This is a genomic window from Arcicella sp. LKC2W, assembly GCF_034931005.1.
Lineage (GTDB): Bacteria > Bacteroidota > Bacteroidia > Cytophagales > Spirosomataceae > Arcicella.
On sequence record NZ_JAYGIN010000004.1, the window covers coordinates 107,644 to 127,602 of the forward strand.

19 protein-coding genes are annotated in these 19,959 nt (G+C 35.2%); 15 read left to right on the forward strand and 4 right to left on the reverse strand.

The genetic code is table 11. The annotated features are described in order from the left end of the window. Nucleotides 1–18: 18 nt before the first annotated feature. The 10 genes from VB796_RS04000 (at nucleotide 19) to VB796_RS04045 (ending at nucleotide 8,900) form a co-directional block, all read left to right on the forward strand. Entirely contained in the window at nucleotides 19–786 is a 768-nt protein-coding gene (locus tag VB796_RS04000; RefSeq protein ID WP_323345219.1) for an alpha/beta fold hydrolase, read from the forward strand. Nucleotides 787–1,003: 217 nt separating this feature from the next. Next, the gene (locus VB796_RS04005) at nucleotides 1,004–1,654 is read left to right on the forward strand and encodes an REP-associated tyrosine transposase (RefSeq protein WP_323345220.1); all 651 of its coding nucleotides are present in this window, start codon (nucleotides 1,004–1,006) and stop codon (nucleotides 1,652–1,654) included. Between the two features lie 50 nt (nucleotides 1,655–1,704). Then, nucleotides 1,705–2,394, forward strand: coding sequence for an SAM-dependent methyltransferase (locus VB796_RS04010; protein WP_323345221.1), 690 nt, complete (start codon nucleotides 1,705–1,707; stop codon nucleotides 2,392–2,394). A 44-nt stretch (nucleotides 2,395–2,438) separates the two neighbouring features. Beyond that, nucleotides 2,439–3,080 (forward strand): MBL fold metallo-hydrolase, encoded by a 642-nt coding sequence (locus VB796_RS04015; RefSeq protein ID WP_323345222.1) that lies wholly within the window; start codon nucleotides 2,439–2,441, stop codon nucleotides 3,078–3,080. Nucleotide 3,081: 1 nt separating this feature from the next. After that, nucleotides 3,082–3,804, forward strand: coding sequence for a CDP-diacylglycerol--serine O-phosphatidyltransferase (gene pssA, locus VB796_RS04020; protein WP_323345223.1), 723 nt, complete (start codon nucleotides 3,082–3,084; stop codon nucleotides 3,802–3,804). Nucleotides 3,805–3,955: 151 nt separating this feature from the next. Continuing rightward, a complete protein-coding gene (fsa, locus tag VB796_RS04025; RefSeq protein ID WP_323345224.1) occupies nucleotides 3,956–4,612 on the forward strand; it encodes a fructose-6-phosphate aldolase in 657 nt (218 codons plus the stop codon). A gap of 241 nt (nucleotides 4,613–4,853) precedes the next feature. Then, nucleotides 4,854–5,534 carry a cell division ATP-binding protein FtsE gene (locus tag VB796_RS04030; RefSeq protein ID WP_323345225.1) on the forward strand — a complete coding sequence of 227 codons (681 nt, stop codon included), beginning with the start codon at nucleotides 4,854–4,856 and terminating at the stop codon, nucleotides 5,532–5,534. Between the two features lie 125 nt (nucleotides 5,535–5,659). Next, nucleotides 5,660–6,388 carry a hypothetical protein gene (locus tag VB796_RS04035; protein WP_323345226.1) on the forward strand — a complete coding sequence of 243 codons (729 nt, stop codon included), beginning with the start codon at nucleotides 5,660–5,662 and terminating at the stop codon, nucleotides 6,386–6,388. Nucleotides 6,389–6,556: 168 nt separating this feature from the next. Further along, the gene (locus VB796_RS04040; protein ID WP_323345227.1) at nucleotides 6,557–8,128 is read left to right on the forward strand and encodes a bifunctional response regulator/alkaline phosphatase family protein; all 1,572 of its coding nucleotides are present in this window, start codon (nucleotides 6,557–6,559) and stop codon (nucleotides 8,126–8,128) included. Between the two features lie 64 nt (nucleotides 8,129–8,192). Beyond that, a complete protein-coding gene (locus VB796_RS04045; protein ID WP_323345229.1) occupies nucleotides 8,193–8,900 on the forward strand; it encodes an SIMPL domain-containing protein in 708 nt (235 codons plus the stop codon). Here the strand turns inward: VB796_RS04045 and kdsB are convergent. Continuing rightward, the gene (gene kdsB, locus VB796_RS04050) at nucleotides 8,881–9,666 is read right to left on the reverse strand and encodes a 3-deoxy-manno-octulosonate cytidylyltransferase (protein WP_323345230.1); all 786 of its coding nucleotides are present in this window, start codon (nucleotides 9,664–9,666) and stop codon (nucleotides 8,881–8,883) included. The genes VB796_RS04045 and kdsB overlap by 20 nt on opposite strands. 416 nt (nucleotides 9,667–10,082) lie before the next feature. On the opposite strand from kdsB, the gene VB796_RS04055 reads away from it, so the two are divergent. After that, nucleotides 10,083–11,588, forward strand: a complete 1,506-nt coding sequence (locus tag VB796_RS04055; RefSeq protein WP_323345231.1) for an NAD(P)/FAD-dependent oxidoreductase — start codon at nucleotides 10,083–10,085, stop codon at nucleotides 11,586–11,588. A gap of 69 nt (nucleotides 11,589–11,657) precedes the next feature. Here the strand turns inward: VB796_RS04055 and VB796_RS04060 are convergent, their stop codons facing one another. Beyond that, entirely contained in the window at nucleotides 11,658–13,898 is a 2,241-nt protein-coding gene (locus VB796_RS04060; protein ID WP_323345232.1) for a DUF5916 domain-containing protein, read from the reverse strand. Between the two features lie 382 nt (nucleotides 13,899–14,280). On the opposite strand from VB796_RS04060, the gene VB796_RS04065 reads away from it, so the two are divergent. Further along, on the forward strand, nucleotides 14,281–15,624 hold the full coding sequence (locus VB796_RS04065; RefSeq protein ID WP_323345233.1) for a C1 family peptidase: 1,344 nt from the start codon (nucleotides 14,281–14,283) through the stop codon (nucleotides 15,622–15,624). 74 nt (nucleotides 15,625–15,698) lie between these two features. Here the strand turns inward: VB796_RS04065 and VB796_RS04070 are convergent, their stop codons facing one another. Both VB796_RS04070 and VB796_RS04075 read right to left on the reverse strand, forming a co-directional pair. Next, entirely contained in the window at nucleotides 15,699–16,589 is an 891-nt protein-coding gene (locus tag VB796_RS04070) for a phosphatase (protein WP_323345234.1), read from the reverse strand. 140 nt (nucleotides 16,590–16,729) lie between these two features. Further along, complete coding sequence (locus VB796_RS04075; protein WP_323345235.1) at nucleotides 16,730–17,029, reverse strand: HesB/IscA family protein; 300 nt, start codon at nucleotides 17,027–17,029, stop codon at nucleotides 16,730–16,732. Between the two features lie 117 nt (nucleotides 17,030–17,146). On the opposite strand from VB796_RS04075, the gene VB796_RS04080 reads away from it, so the two are divergent. The 3 genes from VB796_RS04080 (at nucleotide 17,147) to VB796_RS04090 (ending at nucleotide 19,922) form a co-directional block, all read left to right on the forward strand. After that, nucleotides 17,147–17,674, forward strand: coding sequence for a hypothetical protein (locus tag VB796_RS04080; protein ID WP_323345236.1), 528 nt, complete (start codon nucleotides 17,147–17,149; stop codon nucleotides 17,672–17,674). Nucleotides 17,675–17,915: 241 nt separating this feature from the next. After that, on the forward strand, nucleotides 17,916–19,148 hold the full coding sequence (locus VB796_RS04085) for an MFS transporter (protein ID WP_323345237.1): 1,233 nt from the start codon (nucleotides 17,916–17,918) through the stop codon (nucleotides 19,146–19,148). A gap of 105 nt (nucleotides 19,149–19,253) precedes the next feature. After that, nucleotides 19,254–19,922 (forward strand): hypothetical protein, encoded by a 669-nt coding sequence (locus tag VB796_RS04090; protein WP_323345238.1) that lies wholly within the window; start codon nucleotides 19,254–19,256, stop codon nucleotides 19,920–19,922. Nucleotides 19,923–19,959: the final 37 nt, after the last annotated feature.

A 19,959-nucleotide genomic window follows, 5' to 3' on the forward strand; every position in this document is an offset into this window, starting at 1 on the left:
TTTAGCAATTATAATTTAATGAAACTTTTTTATAGACAAGCTGGCGAAATAGGAACTCCTATTATAATTCTTCACGGTATTTTTGGTTCATCTGATAACTGGCTCACCATTGGGAAAGTTTTGGCAGAATCTCATCGTGTTTATATGGTTGACCAACGCAATCATGGACAATCTCCACGGAGTGACGAATTCAATTATGATGTCATGGCAGCTGATTTAAAGGAATTTATTGATGAACAACAATTGGAAGATGTCATTTTGATTGGACATTCTATGGGTGGAAAAACAGTGATGCAGTTTGCGATGAATTACCCTGAAAGTTTCTCTAAAATGATTGTCGTTGATATTGCTCCTAAGTTTTATCCTGTTCATCATAACATGATTTTACAAGGTTTAGCTTCAATTGACTTGAAAAACCTAAAAAGCAGAACTGAAGCAAACGAGTTGATGAAACGTTTTGAAGAAAGTGAAGGTGTACGCCAATTTCTGTTAAAAAATCTTTGGAGAAATCCAGAAAAAAACAATGAATTCGACTGGCGAATTAATGTTCCTGTCATTACCAAAAATATTGATATTGTTGGACATGAATTGGCTAATGAGAAAGTAGTTACCAAGCCTGTTTTATTCATTCGTGGTTCAGAATCTCATTATATTCAACCAGAAGATGAACGAAAAATTTGGGAATTATTTCCAAATTATGAAATTATAACTATTGAAGGTGCTGGTCACTGGGTACAAGCTGATAAGCCACAAGAGTTTATCAATGTTGTACAACGATTCTCCTGAATCGTTAAAATGTAAAACGATTCTCCCGAATCGTTAAAATGTAAAACGATTCTCCTGAATCGTTGTAAAGCTTAGAAAACTTTGGACGATTCAGGAGAATCGTGATACACTTAAAGCTTAGAAAACTTTGGACGATTCAGGAGAATCGTGATACACTTAAAACTTAGAAAACTTTGGACGATTCAGGAGAATCGTGATACACTTAAAACAATTCAATATGTTACACCAACATTTAAAACATTTTTATCGAAGGAATCTTCCTGATTACTCCAAAAACCATGTTGAATATTTTATAACAGGTAGGCTTGATGGAACGTTGCCTGCATTGGTAGTACAACAAATACAGGAGGCGGAGGCATTAGAGAAGTTAAAGATAGAAAATGATTTGAATCTCTCAGAAACAGAAAAAAAAGAGCAAAAAGACAAACTTTATCGAAAATATTTTGGAAAATATGACCATTTAATGGATAACGAAACGCATGGTCCAACATGGTTAAAACAACCAGAATTAGCTCAAATAGTAGCCAACGCATTTTTTCATTTTAATTCTACCGATAAAAAATATGAACTCATTTGTTTCTGTATCATGTCAAATCACTTTCATTTGGTTTTTAAAATGATTCAAGGAAACTATCCTATAAATAAAATTATGCAGTCGATAAAGGGATTTTCTGCCAGAATGATAAATAAAAAGTTAGGTAAAAGTGGAGACGTTTGGCAGGATGAAAACTACGACCGAATTGTTCGTAATGGAGAAGAATTAGGTAGAATTATTCGCTACACACTAAATAATCCAGTAAAAATAGGTTTAGTAGAAAAATGGGAAGACTGGGAATTCAATTATCTAAACCCTAAATATGCTTTTTAATTTTATGATTTCAACTTTCACGATTTTGGAAAATCGTAATACATTAAAATATGTTATACTTAATACCAACCATACTCGCTCCTGAAACCAGCGAAACCGTTTTACCAAGCCAAATCAAAGAGGCAATTACTCGTACTGATTATTATTTCGTAGAAAATCTCCGTACTGCTCGGAGATTTATTAGCGACTTAAAAATTGGCAAAGTCATTGATAATCTTCATTTCTTCGAATTGACAAAAGATACTTCTATCAGTGAGGTACGTAAGTATTTTGATGCCGTGCCTCGTGGACAAAATATCGGTATTATGTCAGAAGCAGGTTGCCCTGGTGTGGCTGACCCAGGTGCATTGGCAGTAAAAGTGGCTCATCAATTAGGCGTTAAAGTAATGCCTTTAGTTGGCCCTTCTTCTATCCTATTGGCATTGATGGCTTCTGGTTTTTCGGGACAATCATTTATTTTTCACGGTTATTTGCCGATTGATAAAATTGAACGCTCGAAAAAAATTAAAGCCTTAGAAAATGAATCTAAGAAAGAACAGACTCAGATTTTTATGGAAACGCCCTTTCGGAATAATTCATTTTTAGAAGATTTATTGAATATTTGTCAGCCCACAACCTTATTATGTATTGCTTGTAATGTTACAGGGAGTGATGAAATGATTCAAACAAAAACTATTGCTGATTGGAAAAATAAAAAACCTGATTTACACAAAAAACCAACCATGTTTTTAATTGGTTAAATTTGAGTTCTATCTAAACTCTTATTTTTGATTACTTTTGCAAAATGATACAAGTCCATACATTTACTTTCAATCCTTTCTCGGAAAACACTTACATTCTTACTGACGAAACCAAAGAATGTGTCATTATTGACCCAGGTTGTCATAATTATGAAGAACGTAAATTTCTGAAGGATTTTATTGATAATGAACAACTTAAAGTCGTCCATTTACTCAATACTCATGCACATATCGACCACGTTTTGGGTAATGAGTACGTAAAAAGAACCTTTGGCGTAAAACTACATTTACACAGAAAAGACCTTCCAGTATTACAAAATGCAGCGGCTCGTGCCGAATATTATGAATTCCCAAATTATGAAGGTTCGGAAGTAGATATTTTTATTGAAGAAGGCGATATTATCAAGTTCGGAAATACTGAATTAGAAATCCTTTTCGTTCCTGGACACGCCCCTGGTCATGTGGCTTTCATCAACAAAGAAGAAAATATTTGTATCAGTGGCGATGTGCTTTTTAAAAGAAGTGTAGGCAGAACAGATTTTCCTCTTTGTAGTTTTCCCGACTTAGAAAACAGTATCAGAACCAAACTATATACCCTTGACGACGAAATGGTTGTTTTCCCCGGTCATGGAGGAGTTACAACTATTGGTTACGAAAAGAAAAATAATCCTTACGTTAAGGCATAAAATGAACGAAATAAAAAGACACATTCCCAATGCCCTGACTTGCGGTAATTTAATTTGTGGAATATTCGGAATCATACAAGTATTTGAAGGAAACCTTACCAATGCGTCGATACTCGTTGGAGCAGCCCTTATTTTTGATTGGCTTGATGGTTTTATTGCCCGTTTGCTTCATGTAACTTCTCCAATTGGTAAAGAATTAGATTCATTGGCAGACATGGTTACTTTTGGTGTATTACCCGCTTTGATGATGCTGAAACTGATTGAAAACAGTTGTACATCAGGCACTTGTACTGTCGGAGCATTTGGTTTTTACAAACCTTATATTGCCCTTGCTTTAGCTGTTTTTTCTGCTTTACGGTTAGCCATGTTTAATGTCGATACTCGTCAAAGTCATTCGTTTATTGGTGTTCCAACGCCAGCCAATGGAATGGTTGTAGCATCATTCCCATTAATTTTGATGTACCATCCAGCATATAGTGCTTACATTCTCAATTTCAATGTGTTGGTAATTTATTCAATCATTATGTCATATCTTTTAGTGGCAGAATTACCCCTTTTTGCCTTGAAATTCAAGAATTTTGGTTGGGCAGAAAACCAAATCAAATATATTTTCCTGATTCTTTCGGTATTGCTATTGATTTTGCTGAAATTTGTAGCCGTTCCTTTAATTATATTTTTATATATTCTAATTTCTATTATTCAGAATTTATTAAAAAAAGAATAATCAAAGATTTTTCTGAAATATAACAAGATTGTGTAATTTTAACACAATTTAATATTTTGCATTAGTAAAATCATTATATAGGTCATTTACCCCACGACTTACCAAATTTTTAACCAAATTCCTTCACTGGGGCTGGAGGTACAATTTTATTATGAAATTTTTTATTGACACAGCAAATCTTGCTGAAATTCAAGAAGCTTATGATTTTGGTGTTTTAGACGGAGTAACGACTAACCCTTCATTAATGGCAAAAGAAGGTATTAGCGGAAAAAATAACGTTTTGAAACACTATAAAGCTATCTGTGACATCGTAGATGGTGATGTTTCAGCAGAAGTTATTGCAACTGACTATGAAGGAATGATTCGTGAAGGTGAAGAATTAGCTGAATTAGATGAGAAAATTGTTGTGAAAATCCCGATGATTAGAGACGGTATTAAAGCAATTAAATATTTTTCTGAAAAAGGAATTAAAACGAACTGTACATTAATTTTCTCAGCAGGTCAAGCTCTTTTGGCAGCAAAAGCAGGTGCTACTTATGTGTCGCCTTTCATTGGTCGTTTAGATGATACAGGATATGACGGAATTGATTTAATTGAGCAAATCCGTACTATTTTCGATAATTATGGTTTTGATACTGAAATTTTAGCAGCATCAATCCGTAACCCAATTCACATTATTAAATGTGCTGAAATCGGTTCTGATGTAATGACAGGTCCACTTTCTGCTATTTTAGCGTTGTTGAAGCACCCATTAACAGAAAATGGTTTGAAGCAATTTTTAGCTGACCACGCAAAAGCAAACGCATAATTGAAAGTATCGAGTACTAAGTATTAAGACATTCCCAAACTTGTTTGCTTTAGGCTTAATACATAATACTTTGTACATTCTCTGAAAAAACTCCGTAACAATAAATTACGGAGTTTTTTGTTTGTAGGCTGATTAGTATTTTCAAATCTTGATAGATATACTTAACTTTGATTGTGATGAAAATTGATAAAATTGTCACTATCTTTTAATTTTCTAATTTAAAATTCATAATTAATAGACCATGTTTACTTCCGAACCAATCGTTACTATTCACAATGCTTTTATTTATCAGAAAGACCGCATCGTTTTAAATGACGTTAATTTTTCGATTAATAAAGGTGAATTCGTTTTCTTGATTGGACGAACTGGAAGTGGCAAAAGTTCACTCCTAAAAACACTTTATGCCGACTTATGGCTTCAACAGGGAAAAGCAAAAGTGGTTGGTTATGAAATTGAAACGTTAAAAGCATCAGACCGACCATTTCTTCGTCGTAAAATTGGCGTAGTTTTCCAAGATTTTCAGTTATTCATGGATAGAAATGTTTATGAAAATCTATTTTGGGTTTTGGAAGCAACCGGTTGGACAGACCGTGCCAAAATGAAATCTCGTATTGCGGAAGTATTAATGCAAGTGGGTATGGCTCCCGCACGAGACAAAATGCCGCACCAACTTTCGGGAGGGGAACAACAAAGAGTCGTTATTGCACGAGCGTTATTGAACGAACCTCAAATACTTTTTGCTGACGAACCAACAGGAAACCTTGACCCCGAAGTTTCGGAACAAATCATTAAACTTTTCCACGAAATCAACAAAGCAGGAACGGCTATTTTAATGGCAACTCACGACTTTGACATGATTAGAAAATTCCCCGCCCGCATTATGAAATGTGAGAATGGCGTGGTTTTAGAAGAAAATTCTTAAATTGATTTAGTAGTTATTGGTAACTGGAAATTTGTTTAACCTCTGAAAACATAATACTTTGAGAATAACCAATTTTCAAATCACCAATAGCAAATCACTATACATTAAACTTCCCCAACGTTGACATGAAAAGAATCCTGACACTTATAACCCTCTTAATCAGCAGTTTATCCTTTTCGCAAACAATTACGCAAAAAACCTTCGATGGTAATATTAACGGTAAAATCCCCATTATTCTAACGCTAAATTTCGACGGTGGAACAGTTTTAGGGAATGTTGTCTATAAGAAAAAAGGGATTCCTATTTCGGTAATTGGTTATCAGTCTAAAAATACCCTCTTTCTTCACGAACTCATGCCTGATGGACAAGCTACGGGTATATATTCGGCAGAGATGAAAGGTGACAAAATAAAAGGAACATGGAATGCCATTAAAGTCAATGCTAAAGATTTGTCATTAGCGTTAAGCAAAACCCAAGAGCAAAGTATTCCTCGAAAAGTTTTAAAAAGTGTAACAGGAACATACAGATACTCGTTTGGCGAAGAAGGTGGAGCAGGTGAAATGTTAGTGCAACAAATCGGAAATGATAAAATTGCTATCAGTTTTAATAATGTTACCGCTGCCCCAGCCTATAATTTAGCATCGGTTGAAAAAATAGTTTTGAAATACGCTAATAACCAAGCCGTTTACAGCAATCAAGAATACGGGAAATGTAAATTTAAAATTACATTTTTAGAAAATGGAGCAAGGGTAGATTTCATGGAAGATGCTTATGATTGTGGTTTTGGACACAATGCTTCAACGGAAGGAAATTACATTCGTGTGAATAGTAGCGTACCAAAATTTGAAGAATAATACGAAACGATTTAACATTAATTAACTTTAGGCAGACAATAAAACCAGACCTTTAGCATTAGTTTAAAATAGGAGTCAAGGTTTAGAAATTAGGATTTCGTATTGAATACCTAATTTCTAAATCTTAAAACTCTAATCAAAATATCAGAAAACGAACATCGGAAAATTATGCAATACTCAATACTCTGGGCAGATGATGAAATAGATTTGCTCAAACCTTACATCATGTTTCTTACCCAAAAAGGTTATGACGTTACACCTGTAAATTCTGGAGCGGATGCTTTGGAAGAAGTTGAAAAAAAGAAGTTTGATGTCGTTTTCTTAGATGAAAATATGCCTGGAATGACAGGTTTAGAAGTGCTTCCAAAAATCAAACAATTGAAACCCAATCTGCCCGTAGTGATGATTACGAAGTCGGAGGAGGAAGATATTATGGAAGAAGCAATCGGTTCAAAAATTGCCGACTATTTAATTAAACCCCTGAATCCCAACCAGATACTACTTTCTGTCAAGAAAATTTTAGATAAAAAACGTTTAGAAGAAGAGAAAACAAATCTTTCGTATCAGCAGGAATTTAGACAATTGGCGATGCAATATCAAGACCGCATTGACCACACTGAATGGGCTGAAATCTATAAAAAACTACTCTTCTGGGAATTAGAAATTGACCGCACCGAAAACAAGTCGATGGCGGAAGTAATGAATATGCAGAAAGCCGAAGCCAATGCTAATTTCTCAAGATTTATCACCGAAAACTACGAAGAATGGCTCAACGAACCTAAAGCAAATAAACCTGTTTTATCACATCAATTGATGCGTAAAAAGGTTTTTCCTTTGTTGAAAGAGGACTCTCCCCTATTTTTTGTACTGATTGATAATTTACGTTTTGACCAATGGAAAATTTTGGAAGGACTTATTCAAGATTATTTTTCAGTGGAAGAAGAGTCGGTTTATTATTCAATTTTACCAACCACAACGGCTTACGCTCGTAATGCTATTTTCTCGGGTTTAATGCCTTCTGAAATTGAAAAACAATACCCAAAACATTGGGTACAAGACATTGGCGATAGCGAAGATGAAGAAGGATTTAACCAACACGAAGAGTTTTTCTTCCAAGAACAACTGCGTAAAAGTAGAATGCCTTTTGCCGTAAAATCTTCGTATCACAAGATTATTCACAATAATCAAGGGAAGAATTTAGTGGAAAATTTTACTAAATTATCGCAAAATCATTTAAACGTCATTGTCTATAATTTCGTAGATATGCTTTCGCACGCACGTACTGATATGGCGATGATTAAGGAATTAGCTCCCGACGAATCTGGTTATAGAAGTTTAACGGCAAGCTGGTTTAACCACTCGCCTTTGTTTGATTTATTAAAGAAAATATCGGATAAAAAAGGTCGTTTAATCATCACCACTGACCACGGAATGATACGTGTACAAAACCCTGTAAAAATTGTGGGCGACCGTTCGGTGAATACTAATTTGAGATATAAACAAGGCAGAAACTTAAATTGGGACGATGCTTCTCACCTTTTGGTTTGTCGTAAACCTGAGCGTTTTTTCTTACCAAAAGTCAATGTATCAACGTCTTACGTATTTACGATGGAAGATTATTTCTTTGCGTATCCGAATAATTATAACCATTATGTAAGTCATTACAGAAACACATTTCAGCACGGCGGCGTGTCATTGGAGGAATGTATTATTCCGTTTGTTTATTTGACGGCAAAGTAAATTAATGATGGCTTTAAGCACCTTTCAATATATTTAACACTACAAACTTTAAAATTAAAACTCTATGAAAAAAGTCATCTTGATTTTATGTGCCATCTGTTTATCAACATTTGCTTTAAAGGCTCAAAATTCAATTAATAAAATTGAAGTGGTTGGAGAAGCTGAAATAGAAGTTGTTCCAGATTATTTTGAATACAGCATTAATTTACAGGAATATTTTAAAACAGAAAACGAAAAAGTTAGCATTGAAACTTTAGAGAAAGTACTCGTTAAAGCAGTTGAGGAACTTGGTTTCAAAAAAGATAGATTAACGATTAATTCTGTGAATGGGATGAGGAATTATAATCCTACTGGTAAGCCTAATAGCTTCTTAGAAAGTAGAAATTATGTGCTAAGAATCAACTCCGTTAACGACATTAATAACCTGCTTCCCAAATTAGATAAATTGGGTTTATCGGGAACATCAATGAATAAAAAGTCAACCCAAAAGAAGTCGGAAATTGAAAAAGAGTTGAGAATAAAAGCAATACAAGACGCAAAACAAAAGGCTTCTTCCATTGCAGAAAGTGTAGGAAAAAAGGTCGGAGATATTATTTTAATTCAAGAAAGTAAGTTTTATAATTTATCCGCAACTCTTGAAGAAGAGTTCGTTGCTTTAGACCTTTTACCCTCGTATAAAGCTAAAGTAGGCTACGGAAATTTCAATACTGATATAAAGGTTGAAAAAATAAAACAATCTTACTCGGTAAGAATTACTTTTCAAATGAAGTAAGTTTTTTCAAAGCCTCCACCAAATCATCAGGAACATCAATGCCGAAACTATCGTAAGGAGTTTCGGCAATTTTTATTTTAAAGCCATTCGCTAACCAACGCAGTTGTTCCAACGACTCTACTCGCTCTAAAAGTGCCATTGGAAGTTTGGTAATTTTCTTCAAAACATCCACTCGATACGCATAAATACCAATGTGTTTATAATAATCATGAGCATCAAGCCACTTTTCTTTCTCAATTCCACGCAAATACGGAACGGTTTGTCGAGTAAAATAAATGGCTTCGTGATTATTGTCAAAAACGACTTTTGGCGTATTCGGATTAAATAGCGTTTGTTCGTCTTCAATCTGCTTCACAAGTGTTGCTAACTCCGTTTTTTCGGTCAGACAAGCCGCTAAAATATCAATTTGTTCAGGTTGAATAAAGGGTTCATCTCCCTGAATATTAATCACATAATCGTATTTTCGGTATAATTTCCCCTGTTTTTTCCGCTCATTTCTTGATACAATTTGGAACGTTTCAAAACATCTATCCGTACCACTTGGGTGTTTTGTGGAAGTCATAACTACCTCACCTCCAAACGATTGAACATGGTCAAAAATTCGCTCATCATCCGTTGCTACCACCACTTTTGCCAACGATTTTGACTTCGAGGCTTGTTCATAAACTCTTTGAATCATAGATTTCCCTCCAATATCCACAAGGGGCTTGGCAGGGAAACGAGTGGAAGCATAACGAGCGGGAATTATTCCTAAAATTTTGTTCACGTTTGATTGTTTTGGAAACTAATAATTCGATTTTTATTTGGACATTGTGAAATAACACAATATATTTTAAAAAGACAAAAACCCAACCATTTTGAATAATTAAACATAAATTTACGATTAGAAACGTGCAATTCAATGATTATGTATCTGCAATTCACAAAAGAACGCTGAAATTCAATTATCATCTCAAAAAGAGTCGCAAGACGAAAAAATGGCACACAGATGAGACTCGCCGTCTGTAACAGATATTAAAAATTACACCGATTAACATGGATAAATAAAAAATCTGTTTAAATCTGGAACATCAGTGTCATCTGTGTACTAACGGTTGCGACAAGTTGTAGATAGTTCCAAAAAAGATATTTAACTTCGATATAAAATCAAATTCATACCAAAATTTTCCTGCCAATTATCCTATGAAATCTCCCATTTTAAGACTTTTCAGAAAAGCATTTTTAGAAGCCCAACCAGAAGAGTTCACTATTGACAATTCTCGTAGAAATTTCATAAAAACAGCATCAATTGTCTCAGCAAGTGCTTTTATAACAACAAATTTAACAAGTTGCGTAACTCGAAAAGGCATCAAAATCGCTATTATTGGCGGTGGAATTGCAGGATTAAATGCGGCTCATCATCTAAAAAAAGCAGGTTTTACACCAACTATTTATGAAGCAGCCAAACGAACAGGCGGTAGAATAATGAGTGCTACTGGACTTTTAGCAGATGGAATCACGACTGAATTAGGCGGAGAATTTATTGATTCTTCGCATAAAGATATGTTGGATTTATGCAAAGAATTCAATTTAGGATTATTGGATATGCAAGCCCCAGAGGAAGTAAAAAAAGGCTTAATCCAACATGATTATTATTTTGACAATCACAGAATTAACGATAAATCTTTGATTGAAGCGATTAAACCTTACGTTGCAATCATCAAAAAAGACGCTGATTTAGTAGCTACAAACAACTTTAAAAACCCCGCTTTGGTGGCTTTGGATAAATTATCGTTAGATGAATATTTGCAAAAAATTGGTATTTCGGGCTGGTTATACAATTTATTAAGAATTTCTTACACGTCTGAAATGGGTTTAGAATCTGATATTCAGTCGTGTTTAGCATTTTTAACGCTTCTAAATACCAATAGTTCAACCAGTTTTGATATTTACGGCACAAGCGATGAACGCTATAAAGTCATTGGTGGAAATCAGAAAGTGGTGGATGCTCTTGCCAAAACTTTGGAAGAAAATATTGAAACGGGCTATCAATTGGAGGCTCTCACCGAAAAGGGAATGGAATATGAATTGGTGTTCCAAAATGGCAAGCAAATTTTCGCAGATTTTGTCATTATGACGATTCCTTTTTCAGTATTGAGAGAAGTGAAAATGAACGTGGATATGTCGCCTAAAAAGGAGAAATGTATCAAAGAATTATCTTACGGAACTAACTCAAAAATGTTCTTGGGCATGAAAAATCGTTTATGGCGTGAACAAGGCTTTTCGGGTTACGTTTTGAGTAATTTAATCCACAATGGTTGGGACAGTTCACAAATGCAAAATCAAAATACTGGTGCAGGTGGCTATTCAATTTTTACGGGTGGAAAAATGGGAAAAGAGCTTAACAATAATAGTGTTGATGGTTTTGTAAATCATTTGAATACGATTTACCCTAATTTTAAAGAACAATTTAACGGTAAAAAAGGTGTGTTTAATTGGGGAAATGCACCACTTGCCAAAGGTAGTTACGCTTGTATGACGGTTGGGCAACAAACGGCTTTGGGTGGAGTTGAAGGCGAACCAATTAACAGTATTTTATTTGCAGGAGAACATTGTAGCAAAACCTCACAAGGCTACATGAATGGCGGAGCAGAAACGGGTAGAATGGCAGCGGAGGAGTTGATAAAGAGAGTGGGGAGTAAAGGGTGAAAAGTTTATGAGTTATGAGTGAAGGGTTAATATTTTACCCCTTCACTCATAACTCATTACAACCCTTAACTAAATATTCCACCAATAATTCCATTTCACCACAATTGAACGATTTTTGATGCCTAAATTTTGGGGTAAATAATTATCAGAATATACCAAGAAAATATCCGAAGCAGGTTTGTATCTCCACTGAATACGGCTATTTAAGTTGACATTACTGACTTGTTCATTATACTGAAAATAAGTAGTCCAAAATAATTTATTCGTAAAAGTTATATCAAATTTCGACTGAATTAACCAAAAATCTGTCCCTGCCACAACAGGTTTATCTGTTTGTTTATCAAATAAATTTACGTCTTTTATCTTATTGTACTCACCTGACAATGAAATACTTACAAAAGGCTGAAAGCGATAACCCAATTGAGCATTTAACCGCAGACGTGTACCATTTCCGTAATACGCTCCGTAACGAGTATTGAATCCATAGGTCAATAAACTACGTGGTGTTGAAGTAAAACTGGTTCCCCAAGATGTCCAAGAATGCTCACTCCTATTTTTCACATAATATTCATTTTTATACGGATTTATTGGATTAAATTGTGAAAATAATATGGTATTATCGTTTCCTCCCCAAATCTCAAATAAAGCTCTACTTCTAAAAGTAAAGTTGTAGATAACAGCTTCTGTATTAGCATTATCCGATGATAAAGTTTCGTTTAATGGTACATTTTCTCGATTGTTTTTATACATAAAAGCCATCAATTTTGGTCCATGAGAGACAATCTTGCTATCAGTCTTTTTAGGATAAAAAGTATAACTAATAGACGGGCTAAAATAATGATAACCTCGACGTGGAACAAAACCGACTTCTGCACGATAATTTTCTCCCACACGAGTAAAAACGGACGAAATAGTCCATTCACGAGTGGTGTAAGAAAGGTTGAGATGTTGAGTAAAATCATCCGTATTTTGGTCAGGAGCAAAAGATTTCATCAAGGCAATTTTCCCAGACCATTTATTACTTTTTGAAGCCAAATTATACTGAATAACGGCATTACGGCTATATTGTGTAAATCCCTTACGAGCATTATCAACGCCAAAACCAACGCTTTCTTTATTGACAATCATCATACTAATATTGGAACGAGAGAACACTTTTCGTTGCAAAGCCAAGACCGAATAATTATAGGTTGGAAGTCCGACCGAAGTGTCTTTATTGGCACTTGTTTGGATATTGAGAAGCCCCACTCTCCAGTTATTATCCAATTTCCCACTCAATCTTGCTCCGTATTGAATAGGCGTTCCTAAACCAATTCGGCGAGAGAAAAAGGGGCGAGTTTCTTCACTCCCAAAACTGTTAAAAATATCCGAATTTTCAAGAAAAAATTGACGGCGTTCAGGGAAGAATAATTCAAAGCGATTGAGGTTTGTAACTTGCTGGTCAACATCTACTTGCGAGAAATCTGGATTCACCGTCAGGTCAAGATTTAGCGATGGCGTAATAGCAATTTTCGCATCTCCACCAATATCTTTTCTGATAACGGCATCTTCATTTTTCTCAAAACTCTTGTTTACGCCAGTCAATAAATAGGGAATAATTGAAATATTTGTTTTGGGAGTTGGCGGTGGATTATCCCAAACGAGTGTACCTGTATAAGCAAGCGTAATTGAGAAAAATTGACGGGGAATGGGAGCCCAAGTTGACTTTTCATTCGAGCCTAAATCCAAACGACTCAAGTTCATTCCCCAATTAGTTTCTCCTGCTTTATAACGGAGCGAACTAAACGGAATTGCCATTTCCAAAATCCACTTTTTCCCATCAAAAGAAGTCTGCGAACTCCAACGGTTATCCCAATTGGCATTCAAATTGGTACCATCGCCAATTTGCCCATCAAATTGAGCCCCGGCAGCATTTGTACCAAAAACCCAACCATTCGTAAGGTCATTAAATGGTTCGAGAATAAGCCATAAATTATCATTCAATCCAAAATTAAAATCTCTTTTTAAGGACTCAACCGTATAAGGCCCTTCCTTTGCTTGATAATTAATGGCAGAAAAATAGAGAAAATTATCGTCGTAAGTAAATTTGGCTTCTGTTCTACAATTGGCTTTTGAGGTATCGGCTGGGGTCATCATCCAAAAGTCCTGAGTTGTTTCGCAGCGTTGCCATTCTGCATCATCCAATTTACCATCAACCCGAATGCTACTGGTAGCTCTTTTGATATGATATTGGTATTTTTCATTAATTTTTTGAGCAGATACGCTCAGACTTCCCAAACAAATGGAGAGTAGTATAAATATTTTTTTCACTGATTGTTTTTGAATATTTTGTTGATGAGCTTGAATATGAAACCTTTAGCCCTAAATATTTATGGCAAAGTTACATTTATTCAAAATATTCGTTGTCCGTCTCTGATATGAATTGGGTATGAAAGAATGATAAAATTGAAGCGATAGCAAATATTGTATTTTGACCGCTTAATAATCTTTTTTCCTGTTTTAAAAAATATCCAAATGAATTACAGACATTTGAGAAAAAAAACCATTATTTGCTTAACCTTTTAATTAAAATCGACTTGTAACTAACCACACAACCTCTCCAATTGACATTAAAAGGTAAAATCTCCTGTATCAATTTTCCAAATTTTATTATCACTAACACCAGTCGGTGTATAACCATCAATTTAACACAATGAGTTTAAAATTAGAGCAACAAGGCGGTAGCGACCGTGAAATCAAAGGGTACGAATACCTTGCTCCAAGTGCAGATGCTGAAAAGTATAAGGCTTCTTCAAAATTGAAAAATGTAGAGATGCCACCCAAAGTAGATTTGCGTTCGCACATGACCCAAGTTGAAGACCAACAACGTCTTAGCAGTTGCACCGCCAATGCCGTAGCAGGTGCTTATGAGTATTTAGCCAAAAAATATCTTGCCAAAAAAGCATTTGATGTAAGCCGTTTATTTATCTATTATAATGCTCGTTTAAGAGCTGGTAACACTATCAAAGATGCTGGAAGCCATATTCAATATGCCGTTGATAGTTTAATGAAAATTGGAGCTTGTAAGGAATCTACTTGGCCTTATGATGCTAAAAAAGTAAACGAAAAACCGCATGAAAAATCTTACGAAGTGGCGGCAGATTTCAAAATTGAGACGAAGAAATTTGTACCTGTAAAGTTGGAAGAATGGAAAAAATGTTTAGCAGATGGCTATCCAATTGTATTTGGAGTTGCTTTATTTCCTTCTTTTGATTCATGTACAAAAAATAAAGGGGTTGTTCCTATGCCATCTCCTGACGAAGCATCAAGAAGTGCGCATGGTTTACACGCTATGCTTTGTGTTGGATATTCTGATGTAGATAAAATGTTTATTGTGCGTAACTCTTGGGGTGAAAAATGGGGTGATAAAGGTTATTGCTATATGCCTTACGAGTATTTGATTAGCAATAAATTCAATTTGGGAGATTGCTGGATTTTTGGACGTACAACGCCAATCCCAGAATCTGATGATACATGGATTGATGACAAAAAATCAGTAGTTGATAATGGAAGAGGATATGACCGCAAAGATTATATTTTCTATAAAGAGAACGATTATAAGGCTTTTGATATTTGGGAATTTATTGACATTTACGAATATGACGAAGAAGTTACCGAAGAATATGACGAATTAGAATACGAAGGCACAGGTCAATATGATGATATTTTAGCCGAGTATGAAGAGGAAGAATATGAGGAGGAAGAGGAAGAAGAAGAGGAAGAAGAAGAGGAAGAGGAAGAAGAAGAGGAAGAAGAAGAAGAGGAAGAAGAAGAGGAAGAAGAAGAGGAAGAAGAAGAGGAAGAAGAGGAAGAAGAAGAGGAAGAAGAAGAGGAAGAAGAAGAGGAAGAAGAAGAAGAAGAATATGAAGAGGAAGAGGAAGAGGAAGAAGAAGAAGAATATGAAGAGGAAGAGGAAGAAGAAGAAGAATATGAAGAGGAAGAAAGTAGTGAAGAGGAAGAAAGTAGTGAAGAGGCTACTGAAGAAGAGGAAGAATAAGACCTCAAGAAGATTAAAAAGCACAGACTTAACTTTTAGTCTGTGCTTTTTCTATATCTCGGGAATGACACTTATTATTTATTTTTACGATTCTGAATTTTCTCGTAAACCATTTTAATGATACCGTCTTTTAACCCTAAATCAGGCACTAAAATATTCTTTGCTCCAGCCCATTTCATAGCTGAAAGATAAATTTGAGCAGCGGGAACAATAACATCAGCACGGTCTGCATTCAGACGAAGTTTATTAATACGTTCTTCGTAAGTAAAACCTGAAACATATTCTTTTATGCGTTTCAATTCTTCATAAGACATGGATGTTGCGTCCTCGTGTTGTGTTGAAATATTGAATAATTTATTAATATTTCCACCTGTACCAACTGCCGTAATATTAGCCGTTTTGACATCAATATTTCCTTCTACCCATTTTTTCATTTTCTCCCAATCACCCTCTTTTTCTTTGTTTTCTAAAGTCCGAACAGAGCCAATTTTAAACGAGCGAGAAGCAATTTTCTTACGTCCTGAATAAATATTTAATTCCGTTGAACCTCCACCAACATCAATGTGTAAATAATTGGCATCGTCCAAAGCCTGTACCACTACATCATTGATAAGTTCAGCTTCTTTTGTCCCTTCAATGATATGGATTTTCATATCCAATATTTTATGGATACGAGTGATAACAGCATCTGAATTACCCGCCTCACGCATGGCAGACGTTGCACAAATGAGATAATCTTTCACCTCATGTAAGTCCATCAAGAGCTTATAGGCATTTAATAATTTAAAAATCCTGACTTCTGATTCTGGACTAATTTCTCCTTCATTGAACACATCATGACCTAAACGAAGGGCAAAACGGACATATTCAACTTTCTTAAAACTAATCTTTCCGTCATTTTCCAAGACTTTCGAGATTTGCATACGGGCGGCATTCGAGCCGATGTCAATAGCAGCTATTTTCATTCTTTAAAATTAAAGAGTTATTGGGAAGGCTTAAAAGTGATGGAAAAGGGAAATAAGAAAAGTGTAGGAATAATTTATATTAACGAACAACCTTTCTGGATTAATATACCCTTTACTCATATACTCTTTAACCATAAACCCTACAACTTATTAAACGTATATCCGTTTCCTTCTTCCTCAAAATCCAACTCAACGCCCATCAAATACATCAAATGGGGTTTTTTTACTAATAAACCAATATTTAGATTATTAATTTGGTGAAGTTCGTCATTGTCTTCCATTTTATCAAAACCAATAAAATAAGTAGCACTACAAGCACCTCCTCTCAAACCAATTCTTAGAAAGTAATTTTCGGGAATACCTTTGATTTTCAGGGCATTATTAATTTGCTCTTTTGCTTTATCGGTAATATCTATGGGATTTATTTTCAATTCTGTCATAACTACATTCTTTTCACCACTAAAATTAACTATTTTTGATTTTCTAAGCTAATGACTTTTCGTAATACCGATTTGTACATCGAAAGCTAAAAACTAAAATTAATTAACCCTTACACAATGGAATTAGTTACCGATTTATTAAAAGTTATCCTTCCCGCTGGATTAGTATTGTGGGCTATGTATTTGACAGTCAGCTCCTTTATCAAGAAAGATTTAGTTCAAAAAGAATTAGATATTAAAGCCGAAACGACCAAAACTTTACTTCCAATACGTTTACAAGCGTATGAACGAATGGCTTTATTTTTGGAAAGAATTTCACCAAATAATTTGTTGATTCGTTTGAATGGTAGAGCCGTAAATGTGACCGATTTTCAACAATTAATGCTCACCGAAATTAGAGAAGAATTTTCTCATAACCTATCACAACAGGTTTATATGAGTGATGAAGCATGGACAACTATCAAAAATGCCATGAACGAAACCGTTGCCCTAATCAATTTATCTGCTAAAGATTTAGCTCCTGAAGCTCCATCTTTAGAACTTTCGAAACGAATTTTTGAGGTAGTGATGAACAAAGGAGTAAATTCTTCTGACGAAGCCCTTAGAATGGTAAAACAAGAAATGAGAATATTTTTTTTCATGTAGAGACGTTGCCTGCAACGTCTTCTGAACACAACAAGGCAACGTCTTCTGAATAAATCAGGGATAATTGCAACGTCTTCTGAACACAACAAGGCAACGTATTCTGAACACAACAAGGCAACGTATTCTGAACACAACAAGGCAACGTCCTCTGAACACAACAAGGCAACGTCCTCTGAATAAATCAGGGGTTTCGGGTACAGAAGACGTTGCAGGCAACGTCTCTACTAAACACATAATAATTATGAAAAATAAAACCACTATCCAACATCTTTTCAGTATTCCCGTTATTGTAGCCGCTTTAGGCTATTTTGTAGATATTTATGACCTCCTTTTATTCGGAATTGTTCGAGTGCCGAGTTTGAAAGAATTGGGCTTGAACGAAGAACAAATTTCCTCTGTCGGTAAGGATATTATCAACTGGCAAATGGGCGGTTTATTATTAGGCGGTATTTTATGGGGTATTTTAGGCGATAAAAAAGGACGTTTATCGGTACTTTTTGGGTCAATTATCACTTACTCGCTTGCTAATATTGCCTGTGGATTTGTACAAGACCCTACAACTTATGCACTTTTGCGTTTTGTAGCGGGTGTAGGTTTAGCTGGGGAGTTAGGGGCTGGAATCACCTTGGTTTCAGAAATTTTACCAAAAGAATTACGTGCTTTGGGGTCATCTTTAGTAGCAGGAGTAGGACTATTCGGGGCGGTTGTTGCTTATTTCACCGTGAAAGAATTTGGTGGTTGGAGAAATGCCTATTTTGTAGGCGGAGGACTCGGAATCACCCTTTTATTACTTCGTATTAGTGTTTTTGAATCTGGAATGTTTGAAAGTTTGAAACAACAAAAACACATTCAAAAAGGAAATTTCTTTGCTCTTTTTACCAATAAAGACCGTTTGAGTAGATATTTAAAGTGTATTGCTATTGGTGTTCCAACTTGGTTTGTGATTGGTATTTTAGCCACTTTTGCCAATGAGTTTGGAAAGGCAATGGGCATTCAAGAAAACATCGAACCAGGAAAAGCCATTATGTTTTGTTATATCGGACTTGCCTTTGGGGATTTATCAAGTGGCGTGATTAGCCAAGTCCTAAAATCTCGAAAAAAGGCGGTTGCCATTCTTCTTTTTCTATCTCTAATTTGTAGTATTGTATATCTATATGCTGGCATAAAAACAGCCACAGCTTTATATACAACGTGTGTTTTTGCAGGTTTTTCAGTTGGATATTGGGCAATGTTCGTAACGATTGGTGCAGAACAATTTGGTACAAATTTACGAGCCACTGCCGCAACTACGATTCCTAATATGGTAAGAGGTGCAGTTATCGGAATGACCTCTCTTTTTGCCTATTTAAAACCCTCAATGAGTATTTTTGATGCAGCCGCTATCGTAGGTATCATTGCTTTTGCTATTGCATTTTATTCTATTTTCACCATTCCAGAAACACATGGCAAAGATTTAGACTTTTTAGAAGAATAAATCGGATTTATTAAACGGTCAAAATCAAAACTCATATCTGTTGCTATACATTTATTTTGTAGGTATTATTGAGGGTTTTTACAAATCATTCAAAATACCTACAAAATGAAATTAAAATTTTACGTTATTGCCCTCTCTTTCTCTGGGTTATCTTTTGCCACAATTGCTCAAACGAGCCAACCACTTACGATTAAAAATAAACTTATTATTGATTCTGAAGGAACTGGAAGCGGTTTAAAGTTTTCAGGAATTAACTCAAATACCGCAACGTCTGTTGTTCCAACTAAAGTTTTAACCCTCGATGCAGACGGTAACGCTGTATTGGGTAGTATGCCAACAATTCCTACAATTCCTGCTGGTGCAAGTGTCTGGACGATTGATAATAACAACAACGCTTCAACTGCTGCAAATAGCATTAGTATCGGAACTGGTCTTACCATTCCTGCCAATAATCCTTATAGTTTGTATGTTTCAAAGGGAATTTTAGCTGAAAGAGTTAGAGTTGCAGTAAGTGGCTCAAGTTTTTGGGCAGATTACGTTTTTGACAAATCTTATAAATTGGCATCTCTTCGTAATGTAGAAAAATTTATCCTTGAAAATAAACACCTGCCAAACGTCCCATCAGCTCAGGAAGTAAGCGAAAAAGGAATTGATTTTGCGGAAATGCAAGCTACGATGTTACGTAAAATTGAAGAGTTGACACTTTATGTAATTAAACAAGACAAAGAAATGAAAAGCCTAAGGAAAGAAGTTAAACGTTTGAAAACGAAGTAGTAAGCCTTCGTTCAATCTTTTTCCTATCTTAATCCAC

What these genes read in the sequence shown, in the direction of transcription:
- fsa (WP_323345224.1), top strand. Translation starts at nt 3,956, where the DNA reads ATGAAATTTTTTATTGACACAGCAAATCTTGCTGAAATTCAAGAAGCT.
- VB796_RS04000 (WP_323345219.1), top strand. Translation starts at nt 19, where the DNA reads ATGAAACTTTTTTATAGACAAGCTGGCGAAATAGGAACTCCTATTATA.
- VB796_RS04055 (WP_323345231.1), top strand. Translation starts at nt 10,083, where the DNA reads ATGAAATCTCCCATTTTAAGACTTTTCAGAAAAGCATTTTTAGAAGCC.
- VB796_RS04035 (WP_323345226.1), top strand. Translation starts at nt 5,660, where the DNA reads ATGAAAAGAATCCTGACACTTATAACCCTCTTAATCAGCAGTTTATCC.
- VB796_RS04045 (WP_323345229.1), top strand. Translation starts at nt 8,193, where the DNA reads ATGAAAAAAGTCATCTTGATTTTATGTGCCATCTGTTTATCAACATTT.
- VB796_RS04010 (WP_323345221.1), top strand. Translation starts at nt 1,705, where the DNA reads ATGTTATACTTAATACCAACCATACTCGCTCCTGAAACCAGCGAAACC.
- VB796_RS04065 (WP_323345233.1), top strand. Translation starts at nt 14,281, where the DNA reads ATGAGTTTAAAATTAGAGCAACAAGGCGGTAGCGACCGTGAAATCAAA.
- VB796_RS04090 (WP_323345238.1), top strand. Translation starts at nt 19,254, where the DNA reads ATGAAATTAAAATTTTACGTTATTGCCCTCTCTTTCTCTGGGTTATCT.
- VB796_RS04030 (WP_323345225.1), top strand. Translation starts at nt 4,854, where the DNA reads ATGTTTACTTCCGAACCAATCGTTACTATTCACAATGCTTTTATTTAT.
- VB796_RS04015 (WP_323345222.1), top strand. Translation starts at nt 2,439, where the DNA reads ATGATACAAGTCCATACATTTACTTTCAATCCTTTCTCGGAAAACACT.
- VB796_RS04040 (WP_323345227.1), top strand. Translation starts at nt 6,557, where the DNA reads ATGCAATACTCAATACTCTGGGCAGATGATGAAATAGATTTGCTCAAA.
- VB796_RS04005 (WP_323345220.1), top strand. Translation starts at nt 1,004, where the DNA reads ATGTTACACCAACATTTAAAACATTTTTATCGAAGGAATCTTCCTGAT.
- VB796_RS04085 (WP_323345237.1), top strand. Translation starts at nt 17,916, where the DNA reads ATGAAAAATAAAACCACTATCCAACATCTTTTCAGTATTCCCGTTATT.
- VB796_RS04070 (WP_323345234.1), bottom strand. Translation starts at nt 16,589, where the DNA reads ATGAAAATAGCTGCTATTGACATCGGCTCGAATGCCGCCCGTATGCAA.
- pssA (WP_323345223.1), top strand. Translation starts at nt 3,082, where the DNA reads ATGAACGAAATAAAAAGACACATTCCCAATGCCCTGACTTGCGGTAAT.
- VB796_RS04075 (WP_323345235.1), bottom strand. Translation starts at nt 17,029, where the DNA reads ATGACAGAATTGAAAATAAATCCCATAGATATTACCGATAAAGCAAAA.
- VB796_RS04080 (WP_323345236.1), top strand. Translation starts at nt 17,147, where the DNA reads ATGGAATTAGTTACCGATTTATTAAAAGTTATCCTTCCCGCTGGATTA.